The sequence below is a fragment of the Micromonospora alfalfae genome (genome assembly GCF_022230925.1).
In the GTDB taxonomy this organism is placed as follows: Bacteria; Actinomycetota; Actinomycetes; order Mycobacteriales; family Micromonosporaceae; genus Micromonospora; species Micromonospora alfalfae.
On record NZ_JAKKFH010000063.1, the window covers coordinates 1 to 13,294 of the forward strand.

Annotated in this window: 14 protein-coding genes; 13 read left to right on the forward strand and 1 reads right to left on the reverse strand. The window is 71.4% G+C overall.

Features of this window, described 5'->3' with window-relative positions:
* Positions 1-351: 351 nt before the first annotated feature.
* Positions 352-1,488 (reverse strand): epoxide hydrolase family protein, encoded by a 1,137-nt coding sequence (locus MED01_RS34565; protein ID WP_238672719.1) that lies wholly within the window; start codon positions 1,486-1,488, stop codon positions 352-354.
* An 85-nt stretch (positions 1,489-1,573) separates the two neighbouring features.
* Here MED01_RS34565 and MED01_RS34570 point away from each other — a divergent pair, with 85 nt between their 5' ends.
* The 13 genes from MED01_RS34570 to MED01_RS34630 all read left to right on the forward strand — a co-directional run bounded on the left by MED01_RS34570 (position 1,574) and on the right by MED01_RS34630 (position 13,228).
* Positions 1,574-2,218, forward strand: a complete 645-nt coding sequence (locus MED01_RS34570) for a TetR/AcrR family transcriptional regulator (protein WP_238672720.1) — start codon at positions 1,574-1,576, stop codon at positions 2,216-2,218.
* An 85-nt stretch (positions 2,219-2,303) separates the two neighbouring features.
* A complete protein-coding gene (gene clpB / locus MED01_RS34575; protein ID WP_238672721.1) occupies positions 2,304-4,895 on the forward strand; it encodes an ATP-dependent chaperone ClpB in 2,592 nt (863 codons plus the stop codon).
* A gap of 178 nt (positions 4,896-5,073) precedes the next feature.
* Positions 5,074-5,700, forward strand: a complete 627-nt coding sequence (locus tag MED01_RS34580; RefSeq protein WP_238672722.1) for a DUF4178 domain-containing protein — start codon at positions 5,074-5,076, stop codon at positions 5,698-5,700.
* A 1-nt stretch (position 5,701) separates the two neighbouring features.
* On the forward strand, positions 5,702-6,214 hold the full coding sequence (locus tag MED01_RS34585; protein ID WP_238672723.1) for a DUF2617 family protein: 513 nt from the start codon (positions 5,702-5,704) through the stop codon (positions 6,212-6,214).
* Positions 6,211-6,636: a DUF4247 domain-containing protein gene (locus MED01_RS34590; RefSeq protein WP_238672724.1), complete on the forward strand. Its 426-nt coding sequence runs from the start codon at positions 6,211-6,213 to the stop codon at positions 6,634-6,636. The genes MED01_RS34585 and MED01_RS34590 overlap by 4 nt, the downstream gene beginning before the upstream one ends.
* A gap of 33 nt (positions 6,637-6,669) precedes the next feature.
* The gene (locus tag MED01_RS34595) at positions 6,670-7,092 is read left to right on the forward strand and encodes a DUF350 domain-containing protein (RefSeq protein WP_238672725.1); all 423 of its coding nucleotides are present in this window, start codon (positions 6,670-6,672) and stop codon (positions 7,090-7,092) included.
* A 52-nt stretch (positions 7,093-7,144) separates the two neighbouring features.
* The gene (locus MED01_RS34600; protein ID WP_238672726.1) at positions 7,145-8,737 is read left to right on the forward strand and encodes a polyamine aminopropyltransferase; all 1,593 of its coding nucleotides are present in this window, start codon (positions 7,145-7,147) and stop codon (positions 8,735-8,737) included.
* A gap of 112 nt (positions 8,738-8,849) precedes the next feature.
* On the forward strand, positions 8,850-9,230 hold the full coding sequence (locus MED01_RS34605) for a hypothetical protein (RefSeq protein ID WP_112725824.1): 381 nt from the start codon (positions 8,850-8,852) through the stop codon (positions 9,228-9,230).
* A 69-nt stretch (positions 9,231-9,299) separates the two neighbouring features.
* On the forward strand, positions 9,300-10,151 hold the full coding sequence (locus MED01_RS34610; RefSeq protein WP_238672727.1) for a hypothetical protein: 852 nt from the start codon (positions 9,300-9,302) through the stop codon (positions 10,149-10,151).
* 82 nt (positions 10,152-10,233) lie between these two features.
* Entirely contained in the window at positions 10,234-10,812 is a 579-nt protein-coding gene (locus tag MED01_RS34615) for a DUF4178 domain-containing protein (RefSeq protein WP_238672728.1), read from the forward strand.
* A 102-nt stretch (positions 10,813-10,914) separates the two neighbouring features.
* The gene (locus MED01_RS34620; protein ID WP_238672729.1) at positions 10,915-11,679 is read left to right on the forward strand and encodes a hypothetical protein; all 765 of its coding nucleotides are present in this window, start codon (positions 10,915-10,917) and stop codon (positions 11,677-11,679) included.
* A gap of 72 nt (positions 11,680-11,751) precedes the next feature.
* On the forward strand, positions 11,752-12,408 hold the full coding sequence (locus tag MED01_RS34625) for a hypothetical protein (RefSeq protein WP_238672730.1): 657 nt from the start codon (positions 11,752-11,754) through the stop codon (positions 12,406-12,408).
* Between the two features lie 10 nt (positions 12,409-12,418).
* The gene (locus MED01_RS34630) at positions 12,419-13,228 is read left to right on the forward strand and encodes an SDR family NAD(P)-dependent oxidoreductase (RefSeq protein ID WP_238672731.1); all 810 of its coding nucleotides are present in this window, start codon (positions 12,419-12,421) and stop codon (positions 13,226-13,228) included.
* Positions 13,229-13,294: the final 66 nt, after the last annotated feature.

Sequence of the window (13,294 nt, forward strand, 5' to 3'; positions counted from 1 at the left end):
ACTCCGCCGTGCCAAGGCGAACGGGTCGTGAAAGAGGCGCAGATCTTGGACGGACGGCGCCCCCGGCGTACCGCAGCGACCATGGTCCACTCGACTTCAGTGAAACCGCGGTATCCGACGTGGCGGGATGCCCCGACTTCCTGAAAGCCGAGTCGATCAACCGCGCCGGACGCGCCGAGGGCCGGACGGGCAGAGGGCCGGGGCCGGACGGGCCGAGGGCCGGGGCCGGACGGGCCGAGGGCCGGGGCCGGACGGGCCGAGGGCCGGGGCCGGACGGGCCGAGGGCCGGGGCTGGGACGCGTTGGTGCCCGCGCCGGCAGAGCGGGCGCGGGCACCTGGGCACGCCTACGGTCAGCGGAGGCTGGCGAAGAACTCGCGGATGTCGGCGACCAGCACCCCGGTGGCCTGGTGGGCCGCGTAGTGGCCGCCGACCTCGCCCCGGCCGTCAACGTCGGTCTCGTACGCCGTCCACCGGACGATGTTCGCGTGGTCGCGGTCGGCGAAGCGGCGGATGGACTGGAAGTCGCCGGGGAACATGGCCAGCGCGGTCGGAGCGGTGGTCGGCTCGGTCGGCGCCTCGCCAGCGTGCGCGTCCTCCCAGTAGAGCCGGATCGCCGAGGCGGCAGTGCCGGTGAACCAGTAGAGCGCCACGTTGGCCAGGATGAAGTCGGCGTCCAGGCTCTCGTCGAAGAGTTGGGCGTTCCAGGCGAGCAGCCCCACCGGCGAGTCGACCAGGCCGAACGCCAGGGTCTGCGGCTGCTGACTGTGCACCTGGTTGAAGGAGAACTTGTTCTCGTAGAACCACTGGAGGTGCCCGAGCGCCGCCTGGTCCGTCTCGGAGAGCCCGGCGAACTCGGCCGGGTCGCCGGAGGGGAACGAGAAGAGTTGGGTGACGTGTACGCCGAGCACCCGCTCCGGATCGACCCGGCCCAACTCCGGCGCGATCATCGAGCCGGCGTCGTTGCCGATCGCGCCGTAGCTGTCGTACCCCAGGCGGTTCATCAGCTCGGCCCAGGCGCGGGCGATGCGGAACCGGTTCCAGCCGGCGCTGCGGGTGGGGCCGGAGAAGCCGTAGCCCGGCAGCGACGGGATGACCACGTGGAACGCCGGCGCGGCCGGGTCGGTCGGCTCGGTGAGCGGGGCGATCACGTCGAGGTATTCCAGCACCGACCCGGGCCAGCCGTGGGTGAGCACCAGCGCGGTGGCGTCCGGCCGGGACGACCGGACGTGCAGGAAGTGGATCTGCTCGCCGTCGATCTCGGTGACGAACTGCGGGTGGGCGTTCAGCCGGGTCTCGACGGCCCGCCAGTCGAACTTGCCCTGCCAGTGGTCGACGAGGGTGCGTACCCGGTCGCTGCTCATCCCGTACGAGTCGCCCGCCGCGGGCAGGTCGACGGGCCAGTTGGTGCGGGCCAGCCGGGCGGCCAGGTCGTCGAGGGCGGTCTGCGGGATCTCGACGCGGAACGGGCGGATCGCGGTGTCGCTCATGAGGGAACCCCTTCGGAACGGAATGTTTCGTTCTGCAATCACCATAGCAGAGCGGAACGATCCGTTCCACTGCTAGGCTGAGGGCATGTCAACGACTTCCGGCAAGACGTTGGGCGGCCGCCGCGCCCAGGCCGCCCGCAACGACGAGGTCATCCTCGAAGCCGCCCGCGCGGTCTTCCTCGACGACCCGAAGGCCCCGATCGCCGCCGTCGCGGACCGCGCGGGCGTCGGCATCAGCGCGCTCTACCGGCGCTACGCGGGCAAGGAGGACCTGCTGCGCCAGCTCTGCCACGACGGGCTGCGCCGGTACGTCGCGGAGGCTGAGGCCGCCCTCGACGAGCCGGACGACTGGGCCGCGTTCACCGGTTTCCTGGCCCGGGTGGTCGATGCCGACGTGCACTCGCTCACCGTCCACCTGGCCGGCACCTTCACTCCGACCGAGGAGATGGGCCGGGACGCGATGCGCGCCGGTGAGTTGGCCACCGCCCTGGTCGACCGGGCCCACGCCAGTGGGCGGCTGCGCCCCGACGCTGTCGTACACGACCTGGGGTTGTTGTTGGAGGCGTGCGCGGCGGTCCGCGTACCCGATCCGGAGCGGACCCGCCAACTGCGCCGCCGGCAGCTCGCGGTCCTGCTGGCCGGTCTGTCGTCGGCGTCGGGCGCGGACCCGCTGCCCGGCCCGCCTCCGGCGGCCGGCGAGTTCGACTGGCGGTGGCGGCGCCGGGAGTGATGGGCGTCACGCGCTAAGGTTGAGCGGAATACGCTCAACTCTGGTTGTGTCCAACCCAGTGGACAACGCCGATCCGGGGGAGCCCATGAACACCGAAAGACTCACCACAAAGAGCCGCGAAACCATCACGGGCGCTGTCGCGCTGGCCAACCAGCGTGGTCACGCCACAGTGGAGCCCTGGCACCTGCTCCTGTCACTCCTGGACACCGACGGCTCGACCGCCACCGGCCTGCTGCGCGCCGTCGGGGCCGACCCGACCGAGCTGCGCCAGGCCGCCCAGCGCGCTGTCGACAACCTGCCGGCCGCGCGCGGCTCCAGCATCGCCGAGCCGACGTTGGCCCGGGAGTTCGTCAACGCCATCGGCGCCGCCGAGCAGATCGCCCGGCCGCTGGGCGACGAGTACACCTCCACCGAGCACCTGCTCGCCGGCCTGGCCCGGGTGGGCGGAGCGGTGTCCGGCGCGCTGAAGACCGCCGGCGCCACCGAGGAGGCACTGGTCGCCGCCTTCCCGACCGTCCGCGGCGGGGACCGCCGGGTCACCACCGCCGACCCCGAGCAGACCTACCAGGCCCTGACCAAGTACGGCGTCGACCTCACCGCCAGCGCCCGGGACGGCAAGATCGACCCGGTCATCGGCCGGGACTCCGAGATCCGTCGGGTCATCCAGGTGCTCTCCCGGCGTACCAAGAACAACCCGGTGCTGATCGGCGAGCCCGGCGTCGGCAAGACCGCGATCGTCGAGGGCCTGGCCCAGCGGATCGTCACCGGCGACGTGCCCGAGTCCCTGCGCGACAAGAAGCTGATCTCGCTGGACCTCGGCGCGATGGTCGCCGGCGCGCAGTACCGCGGCCAGTTCGAGGAGCGGCTGAAGTCCGTCCTGGAGGAGATCAAGAACTCCAACGGGCAGGTCATCACGTTCCTCGACGAGCTGCACACGGTCGTCGGCGCCGGCAAGGGCGAGGGCTCGATGGACGCCGGCAACATGCTCAAGCCGATGCTGGCCCGTGGTGAGCTGCGGATGGTGGGCGCCACCACGCTTGACGAGTACCGCGAGCACATCGAGAAGGACCCGGCGCTGGAGCGCCGTTTCCAGCCGGTGCTGGTCGGTGAGCCGACCATCGAGGACACCATCGGCATCCTGCGTGGGCTCAAGGAGCGCTACGAGGTGCACCACGGCGTACGGATCACCGACGCCGCGCTGGTGGCCGCCGCGACGCTGTCCGACCGGTACATCACCGACCGGTTCCTGCCGGACAAGGCGATCGACCTCGTCGACGAGTCCGCGTCCCGGCTCCGGATGGAGATCGACTCCCGTCCGGTCGAGGTGGACGAGATCGAGCGGGCGGTCCGCCGGTTGGAGATCGAGGAGATGGCGCTGGCCAAGGAGCCGGACGCCGCCTCGGCCGAGCGGCTGGAACGACTCCGCAAGGAGTTGGCCGACAAGCGCGAGCAGCTCACAGTGCTCTCCGAGCGCTGGCAGACGGAGAAGAGCCACATCACCAAGCTCTCCACAGCCAAGGAGGAGCTGGAACGCCTCGGCGGTGAGGCCGAGCGGGCCGAGCGGGACGGCGAGCTGGAACGCGCCGCCGAGCTGCGCTACGGCCGGATCCCCGCCCTGAAGGTCGAGCTGAAGCAGGCCGAGGAGGAGCTGGCCCAGCTCCAGGCCGACGGCGCGATGCTGAAGGAGGAGGTCGGCGCGGACGACATCGCCGCGGTGGTCGCCTCCTGGACCGGCATCCCCGCCGGCCGCCTGCTGGAGGGTGAGACGGCCAAGCTGCTGCGGATGGAGGAGTCGCTGGGCGGCCGGGTGGTCGGCCAGATCGAGGCGGTGGGCGCGGTCTCCGACGCGGTACGCCGTGCCCGGGCCGGCATCGCCGACCCGGATCGCCCGACCGGCAGCTTCCTGTTCCTCGGCCCCACCGGCGTCGGCAAGACCGAGCTGGCCAAGGCCCTCGCCGAGTTCCTCTTCGACGACGAGCGGGCCATGGTCCGCATCGACATGAGCGAGTACGGCGAGAAGCACTCGGTCGCTCGCCTGGTCGGTGCCCCGCCCGGCTACGTCGGTTACAACGAGGGTGGTCAGCTCACCGAGGCGGTGCGCCGACGGCCGTACTCGGTGGTGCTGCTTGACGAGGTGGAGAAGGCTCACCCGGACGTCTTCGACGTGCTGCTCCAGGTGCTCGACGACGGCCGGCTCACCGATGGCCAGGGCCGCACCGTGGACTTCCGTAACGCGATCCTGATCCTCACGTCCAACCTCGGGTCGTCGGTGATCAGCGACCTGACGCTCGCCGATGAGCAGCGCCGGGAGGGAGTGCTGGCGGTGGTCCGGTCGCACTTCAAGCCGGAGTTCCTCAACCGGCTGGACGACATCGTGGTCTTCGCCTCGCTGCGTGGGGACGACCTGCGCTCCATCGTCGACATCCAGTTGAACCGGATGCGGCGGCGGTTGGCCGATCGCCGGCTGGGTCTGGCGATCACCGATGCCGCCCGGGACTGGCTGGCCGAGCACGGCTACGACCCGATCTACGGCGCGCGACCGCTCCGTCGCCTGGTCCAGACCGCAATCGGAGACCAACTGGCCAAGGCACTGCTCTCCGGAACGATCCGGGACGGCGACACCGTCAAGGTCGACCTGGCCGACGCGAAGGAAGGGTTGGCCGTCACCTCCGCCTGATCCGTCGCACCCGGGCCGATCCCGCCTCGCCGGCGGGGTCGGCCCGACCCGTCTCTCCGCCCCCGACGGCGTCCCACCGGGACGCTCCGTAGCCGCCGTATCACCAGGCGATGATGAGTTTCTCCAGGTGCGCGGGGTTGTTACCGTTCCCGCCGACGCACTTGGGGAGGTGGTCGGCATGAACGGTCCCGTGGCGTACCTGGTGACGACGCTGGGGTGTCTGATCGGTGTCGCCGGGGTAGTGGTGGCGGTGGTGGCGCTGCGCAAGGGCCGTAAGGCCGCCCGGCCGGCGGCACCCGCAGACCCGTTCCGGGACACCGACAGCGACGCGCTCCGCGGCGACCCGCGCAGGCTCAAGCCCGGCGACATCGTCGAGATCCGCCGGGTGTCGTACGCGGTCCGGGGCTCGGTGCATCTGAATGAGGGCAGTTGGAGCTGGGCCGAGCACCTGCTGGACACCGTCGATGGCGACAAGCGCTGGCTCTCAGTGGAGGAGGACCCGGACCTGGAGTTGGTGCTCTGGACCGCCGAGCCGGCCGCCACGATCACCCCGGGCGCGTCCACCCTCGACTTTGCCGGCCGCCGCTACGCCTTGGAGGAGTCCGGTCAGGCCCGCTTCACGGCCACCGGCAGCACCGGCCTCGACCCCAGCGGCACCCTTCGATACCACGACTACCGGGCCCAGGGCGGCGAACGGCTTTCCTTCGAGGCGTACGGCCAGGCCGGCTGGGAGGTCGCCCGGGGCGAGCAGTTGCACCGCGCCGACGTGATGGTGTACCCGCAGGCCGGGCCGGAGGCCAGCTGACGTGTTGGTGAGCCTCCACGCCCCATACGTCGACACCTGCGCCGCCGACTTGAGCCTGGCACTTGGCGGCCCGGAGCGGCCCGCGCTGCACGTCCGCGACCTCACGCTGCCCGGGGACGTCCGGATACGGCTGCGCCTGCTCGGCGCGTCCCACCAGGTCGTGCTGGCCGAACCCGGAGGTGCGGCCGGACTCACCGAGACGGTTGCCTGCCTGCCTGGTCGGCCGCCGCACCTGCCCGGGGCCCTGGACGACGAGGCGGGCGGCTACCGCTTCACCGCCAGCGTGCTGCGCCCCGCCGACGGTGAGTTGCACACCCGGATCGCCGGGCTCCGCGCCGACCTGGCCGACGACCCGTACGCCCTGGTCGGAGTCTTTCCCGGTGACCCGGACGCGGTCACCGCGCTGGCCGTGCGCACCGACCTGCCGCACCGGTCGGTCGGCTGGCGGACCTGGCACGCGTACCCCCAGAGCAATGAGCTGGTCCTGACCGAGACGGTGGTGGCACTGCGATGACGTACCGACGCTGGTTCGTGGTGGGCGCGGCGGCGGCCGTGGTCGGCGTGCTGGTCGCGACCTTCGCCCTCGTCAACGGCACCTTCTCCGCGCGCGCCTACGTGCAGGACAGGTACTCGCGAGCGGCCAGCCGGGACATCGGTCGGGAAGCGATTGCGTACACCTCGTCCAAGTCACCGACCACTGTCGCCAAGGAACTGACCGACGCGTGGAAGCCGTCCGACCGGTACGCCGACGGCAGCGGCGTCTACCTGCGCTACGACGACGACTCGGTGGTGATCCTGCCGATCGCCACCGGCTCGGTGATCCTGCTCGAGGACATGGACACCGCTCACCCCCGTTACCACTCGACCGTCGGGTCGTACTGGGGCTGGGGACGCGGCAGCAGCGTTCGGGGCGGCGGCCCCGGCGCCGGCAAGTAGCCCGACGCCTCCCCCCTTCACCTGGAGCCCACCGTGCAGAACCTCGTCACCGATCTGCTGGCCACCCTCGCCTTCGGCGCGGTCGGCGTCGTCCTCATGGGCGTCGGCTACGCGCTGGTCGACCTGACCACTCCCGGCAAGCTGCACGAACTGATCTGGACCGGGCGCAACCGCAACGCGGCGCTGCTGCTCGCGTCCAACCTGCTCGGCGTCGGCACCATAGTGGTCGCGGCGATCGTCGCCAGTGACGACGACTTCGCCCTGGGGCTGGTCGGCGCGGCGGCGTACGGGATCGTCGGCCTGGTCGTCATGGCCGTGGCGTTCCTGCTGCTCGACGCGGTGACCCCGGGCCGGCTCGGCGAGCTGCTGGTCGACCCGGAGCCGCACCCCGCCGTGTGGGTGTCGGCCGTGGTGCACCTGGCCACCGGCGCGATCATCGCCGCCGCGATCCTCTGATGACCGAGGGACCGCGACCGGGCGGTGCTGGCCGGCCGTACCCGGGGAAGTCATGAGCACCGGGGCGCTTCCGGTGGTCGACGGCGGCACCGAGGCCCGGCCGCACTGGCGGCTGGCCCGCGCGGCGGTGCTGGTCGCTGTCTTCGTGTGCGCCGCCTGCGGGCTGGTCTACGAGCTGGCCCTGGTCGCGCTCGGCAGCTACCTGATCGGCGACACCGTCGGGCAGGCATCGATCGTGCTCGGCGTGATGGTCTTCGCGATGGGGGTCGGCGCGCTGGTCGCGAAGCCGTTGCAGCCCCGGGCCGCCGCAGCGTTCGCGGTGATCGAACTGACCCTGGCCCTGCTCGGTGGTCTGTCCGTACTCGGCCTCTACGCCGCCTTCGCCTGGCTCGACCTGTACGGCCCGGCGCTGGTCGGCACCGCCTTCGTGCTGGGACTGCTGATCGGCGCGGAGATTCCGCTGCTGATGGTGATGCTGCAGCGCATCCGCGAGCAGGCCGCCGGCAGTGCGGTGGCCGACCTGTTCGCCGCCGACTACGTCGGCGCGCTGCTCGGCGGGCTCGCCTTCCCGTTCCTGTTGATCCCCGTCTTCGGCCAGCTCAAGGGTGCCCTGGTGGTCGGCGCGGTGAATGCGGTGGCCGGCCTCGCCCTGGTCTGCACGGTGTTCCGGAGGGAGCTGAGCCGCCGCGCCCGGCTCGTCCTCGGCGCCGGCTCTGTAGTGGTCGCGCTCTGCCTGGGTTACGCCTGGGTGACCGCCGCCGACTTCGAGGTGACCGCCCGGCAGCAGCTCTACCGGGACCCCGTGGTGTACGCCGAACGCTCCCGTTACCAGGAGATCGTGCTGACCCGGTCGGTGCGGGAGGTCGGCCACGCCGACACCGACCTGCGGTTGTTCCTCAACGGTGATCTCCAGTTCAGCTCGGTCGACGAGTACCGCTACCACGAGGCGCTGGTGCATCCGGCGATGCGCGGCAGGCGCGGCGACGTACTGGTTCTCGGTGCCGGCGACGGCCTCGCCGTCCGGGAGATCCTGCGGTACCCGGACGTCCGCCGGGTGACAGTTGTCGACCTCGACCCGGCGGTGGTGACGCTGGCCCGCACCGTGCCGCAGCTGCGAACGCTCAACGGCGGCTCGCTCGACGACCCCCGCGTACGGGTGCTGAACACTGACGCGTTCGGTTGGCTGCGTACCGCCGCCGAGCGCTTCGACGTGGTGGTCGCCGACCTGCCCGACCCGGACGAGACGGCCACCGCCAAGCTCTACACCGTCGAGTTCTACGCGCTGATCAGGTCGGTGCTCGCCGAGCAGGGACGGCTGGTGGTGCAGTCCGGCTCGCCGTACTTCGCGCCCCGCTCCTACTGGTCGATCGATGCGTCGGTGCGGGAAGCCGGCTTCGCCACAGTGCCGTACCACGTCGACGTGCCGTCCTTCGGCGACTGGGGGTTCCTGCTCGCCGCGGCGGGAACAGTCCCGCCGGTGCTGGAACTGCCGGCCGACGCGCCCCGGCTGCGTTTCCTCGACCCGGGCGTGCTGCGGGCGGCGGCGGCCTTTCCCGCCGACCGCGCCCGTCTGAACGTGCCCCCCAGCACCCTCCTCCAACCGAGGGTCCTCGACTACGCCCGCGCGGAGTGGCGCGGCTACTGACCCCACCGCCTGGCACCTGAACAAGGCGGCTGTGTCAGGAAAGTGTCCGCTCATGGCGCAAACCTCATGATTAACAGGGTGGAGTGGGGGCGGACGGGGAAAGGGTGGAGGCATGTTTGGGATGCGGAAGGCTTGGGAGCGCGAATTGGGCGCCGCCGTCGACGAGTTGGTGGCGGCTGACACGCTCGCCTTTGGTGGGGTGGGGATCGCGGGCACGCTGTTGCCGGTGACCGAGGCGTACCACCGGGTCGAGGCCGCCCTCAGCGACCACCCCGAGGAGGTACGCCGTCAGCTCGACAGGGTGCTGGCCGACGGCACACCCGCCGGCCGGGCGTACGCGGCCACGCTGCTGGAGCGGGTCGACCCGGAGGCGGCTCGAGCGGCCTGGACGTCGCTGCGGGACGATCCGAGCGAGTTCACCACGTTCGTCGGCTGTGTGATGGACCGGGAAACCCTTGGCACGTACGCCAGTCGGCGGCTCGCCGCAGCATGATCCATTCGCCGGTCGGTGCTGCCCGATTGGTGCTGCCGGTCGCGGACGACGCGCCGTACGTTGCGAGCCATGAGCCCGCCCGCCACCGCGCCGCGTCCGCCCCGCCCGATCACCGTGACCGTCGCCTTCTGGCTGCAACTGGCAGTGGTGCTGGTGCTGCTCGGCCTGGCCGCGCTGACGGTGGCCGAGGCGGTGCACTTCGACGGCCAGATCGACCGCGCGGTACGGCTGGTGCCGGACGCCGACCCGGACGAGGTGGCTGGCGAGCGGCAGGGCAACGTCGCGATGACGCTGGTCCTCGGCGTGCCGGCGGTGTTGCTCGCGGTCTGGCTGGCGGCCACCGCCGTCCCGGTCCGGCGGGGCGTCAACGTCGCACGGGTCCTGGTCTTCGTGGCCAGTGGCGGGCAGTTGCTGGTCTGCTTCGCGCAGTGCTGTTCCGGAGGGTTTCTCGTGCCGGCGCTGACCATGCCGGACATCGGCGACGAGCCGTCACCGGACTGGGACGAGTGGGAGACCTCGACGTTCTTCGACACGCTCTACTCCGGCACCGATCCCTGGGACGACCTGTTCTTCCCCGCGGCCGGGCTGGGTGTGCTCACCGTTCTGGCCCTCTCCGCAACAGTGGTCCTGCTACTGGCCCTGCCGCCGGCGAACCGCTGGTTCGTGCCGCCCACCGAGAACGAGGCGTTGCCCGGCCCGGCCTGGGTGATGCCAGTCCCCGCCTACGCCCCTACCGGTTACGGATACCCGACAGCTCCGCTCGTGCCGGGCTTCCTGCCGCCGAACCAGCCGCTCCCACCCGGCTACCTGATCTGCCCCGACCCGGCCGCGCACCTGACGCCGGGAGCGCCGGGCACCTCACCAGGGCCGACCGGACCGCCGGTGGCCCCTCCGGACGACCTGCCCGACCACCTTCGCTAGCTGAGCTGTCGGCCACAGCAAGGGCCTTCCTGGTGCCGAGGGTTGTTACCGTCTGCGCCGACGTACCTGGGGAGGTGGTCGCATGGAAGCGCTGGTGACGTGCCTGGTGGCGGCTGTTGCCGTACTCGCGGTGGTAGTGGTCGTCGTGCGGGCCCGCCGACGGCCGACGGGCCGGCCCGACGGCCAGCCGGCGGAGCCACCACGCGGCGGCCCGCTCCGACTGACCCCTGGTGACCGCGTGCGGATCCGCGAGCGGGAGTACGCGGTGATTGCCACGATCCGCCTCGTCGAGGGCGACTGGAGTTGGGTGCAGCACCTCATCGACGACGACTCCGGCACCCGCCACCGGCTCTCCGTGGAGAACGGCCCCGAACTTGAGCTGGTGTTCTGGACCGCCGAACCAGGCGCCACAGTCACCCCGGGCGCCCCGACCATCGAGCTCGGCGGGCGGCGCTACACCTGGGCCGAGACCGGGCAGGCGCGTTACACCGCCACCGGCGAGACCGAGTTGCCGTCGACCGGGACGATGCGCTACCACGACTACCAGTCCGGTGGCGCCGCGCGGCTCTCCTTCGAGGCGTACGGCGAAGAGGGCTGGCGGGTCGCGCGCGGCAAGCTGCTCGACAGCGCCGACCTGACGATCCGCCCGCCCCGTGCCTGAGGCCCGCTGAGCCGGATCGGGCGGACGCGCCGGGCTCGTCACGGCATGCCGAACTGGCCGGTTGTCGATACGGTGTGGGCGCGATCTTAGGGAAGGAGAATCGTGGTCGATTCCCAGAGCACGCCGGCCCGTCAGCGGCCATCCATTGTGTCGATTTCCAGTTACCTGCTTTTCCTGTTCCTGGCACTCCAGGTGATCAGTCTGATCGTCACGCTCAGCACCTTCGGCACGACGCGGGACGCGGTCCGTGCGGCGTACGCGGACAGCGCCACCGATGGTGACCAGGTGGCCGACGTCTTCGCCGTCGTCGGCATCGGCGGGAGCATCGTCCTGCTGCTGCTCGCGGTCGTGCTGGGCGTGCTGGCCCTGTTCAACAACCAGGGCCGCAACGGCGCCCGGATCACCACCTGGATCGTCGGCGGCATCATGGTCTGCTGCGTGGGCGGTGGCCTGCTCAGCAACGCGGCCGGCGGGTTCAACACCGGTGGCGGGACCACCGGCGACGGGCCGAGCCCCGAGGAGATCCAGCGCCGCCTGGACGAGGCCCTGCCCTCCTGGGTCACCCCGGTCAGCCTCGTGCTCGGCGTGCTCAGCCTGATCGCGCTGATCGCGGCGCTGGTCCTGCTGGCGTTGCCGAAGGCCAACCCGTTCTTCCGCAAGCCCACAGCGGGCTGGGAGCCGCCGACCCCGGGCGCCAGCTACCCGGGTCCGCAGGCGCCCGGTCAGCCGGGCTACCCGCAGGCATCGGGTGAGCCGGGTTATCCGTCGAGTGGGGAGCCGAGCTACCCGCCGCCACCGGCAGCGAACCGGCCGGACGACACGCCGCCCACGGATCGGCCCGGGTCAACCCCGCCGTCGACGAGTTGACGGCTCGATAAGCACGACGCCGACGATCCCTCCGAGTAGGTTGCAACCCGACGCCTACCGGAGGGATTCGTCGTGTCGTACCCGGAATCGGCACCGGCCCGCCGGCCCGCCGCCGTCCTGTCGGCCGTGACCGTGCTGTTGGTGATGGCTGTCGCCGCGCTGGCGTACGCCGTGGTCGACCTTGTGGTGCTGGGCGGGACTGTCGACGCGTTCCGCTCCGCCGCCCGCGACACCTCGGCGAGCCCGGAGCAGATCGACGACGTGGTGACTCTGCTCCGCGCGTCCGCGGTGCTGTCGGCGGTGGTAGCGGTGCTCTCCGCGCCGCTGCTCGCCGGCCTGGCCCTCGGTCTGTTGGCCGGTCGCAACGGTGTCCGGGTGGGGACTTGGGTGGTCAGCGGGCTCGGTTTGCTCGCCGGCTGTTGCAGCGTGGCGGTGGTGGTCGGCGAACGGGCCGCGCCACTGCAACTGGGCGCCGACGAGCACGCTTTCGCCGAGTTGCTGGGTCTGATCGGCGACGCGTACCCGTCCTGGTGGATCCCGCTCAACGCCGGGCTTTCCGTCGCACAGGCGCTCGGTTACCTTGTAGTAGCTACGTTGCTGGTGCTGCCGGCGGCGAACAGGTGGTTCGGCCGCCACCGCTCGACTGCGCCAACCGCCCCGCCCATGTTCCCGCCCGCCCCGCACCAGCCCCCGTCGGCGCCGCACACGCCCCCGTACCCGCCCAGGTGAGGACCACTCCGTGACGCTCGACCCCACGACTGCCGAGCGCCGGGCCCTGATCACCGGGGCCACCGCCGGCATCGGCGCGGCGTTCACGCGGCGGTTGGCCGCCGACGGCTGGCACCTGGTGCTTGTTGCCCGCGACGCGGCGCGGCTGGCCGAGCTGGCCACCGAGCTGGGTTCCACGCACGGACACGAGGTGGAGACGATCTCGGCGGATCTGTCCACCGACGACGGCTGCGCCACCGTGGAGCAGCGGCTCGCCGAGGGCAGTCCGGTGCACCTGCTGGTCAACAATGCGGGGATCAGCCTGAACAAACCGTTCCTGCGCTCCACGGCGGAGGACGAGGCGCGACTGTTGCGACTCAACGTGCACGCGGTCATGCGGCTGACCCTGGCGGCGCTCCGTCCGATGACTGAACGGCGAAATGGGGCAGTGATAAATGTCTCTTCGGTCGCCGGGTTCGGTACGGCGATGCCCGGATCGACGTACTCCGCCAGCAAGGCGTGGGTCACCAACTTCAGTGAGTCCGTCGGGCAGTCGACGCGGCCGTTCGGCGTCCAGGTGATGGCCCTCTGCCCCGGCTACACCCGCACCGAATTCCATCAGCGGGCTGGCATCAACATGTCCAAGACGCCGGAGTGGCTGTGGCTGCGGGCCGAGGATGTGGTGGACGAAGCCCTGCGTGACCTGCGCAAAGGCAAGATGGTCAGCATCCCGGCGTGGAAGTACAAGGTGGTCGTCGCCGGCATGCGACACGCACCGCGGCGACTGCTCCAGGCGGTCGCGCGGGACACCCGCGGCCGGATCGGTCGCGACGAGCGCTGAGCTTCGACCCGCCCGCCGACACCGATCACGTGGTGGGACGACGTTGGCGCGCCGCTGTCGGGCCAG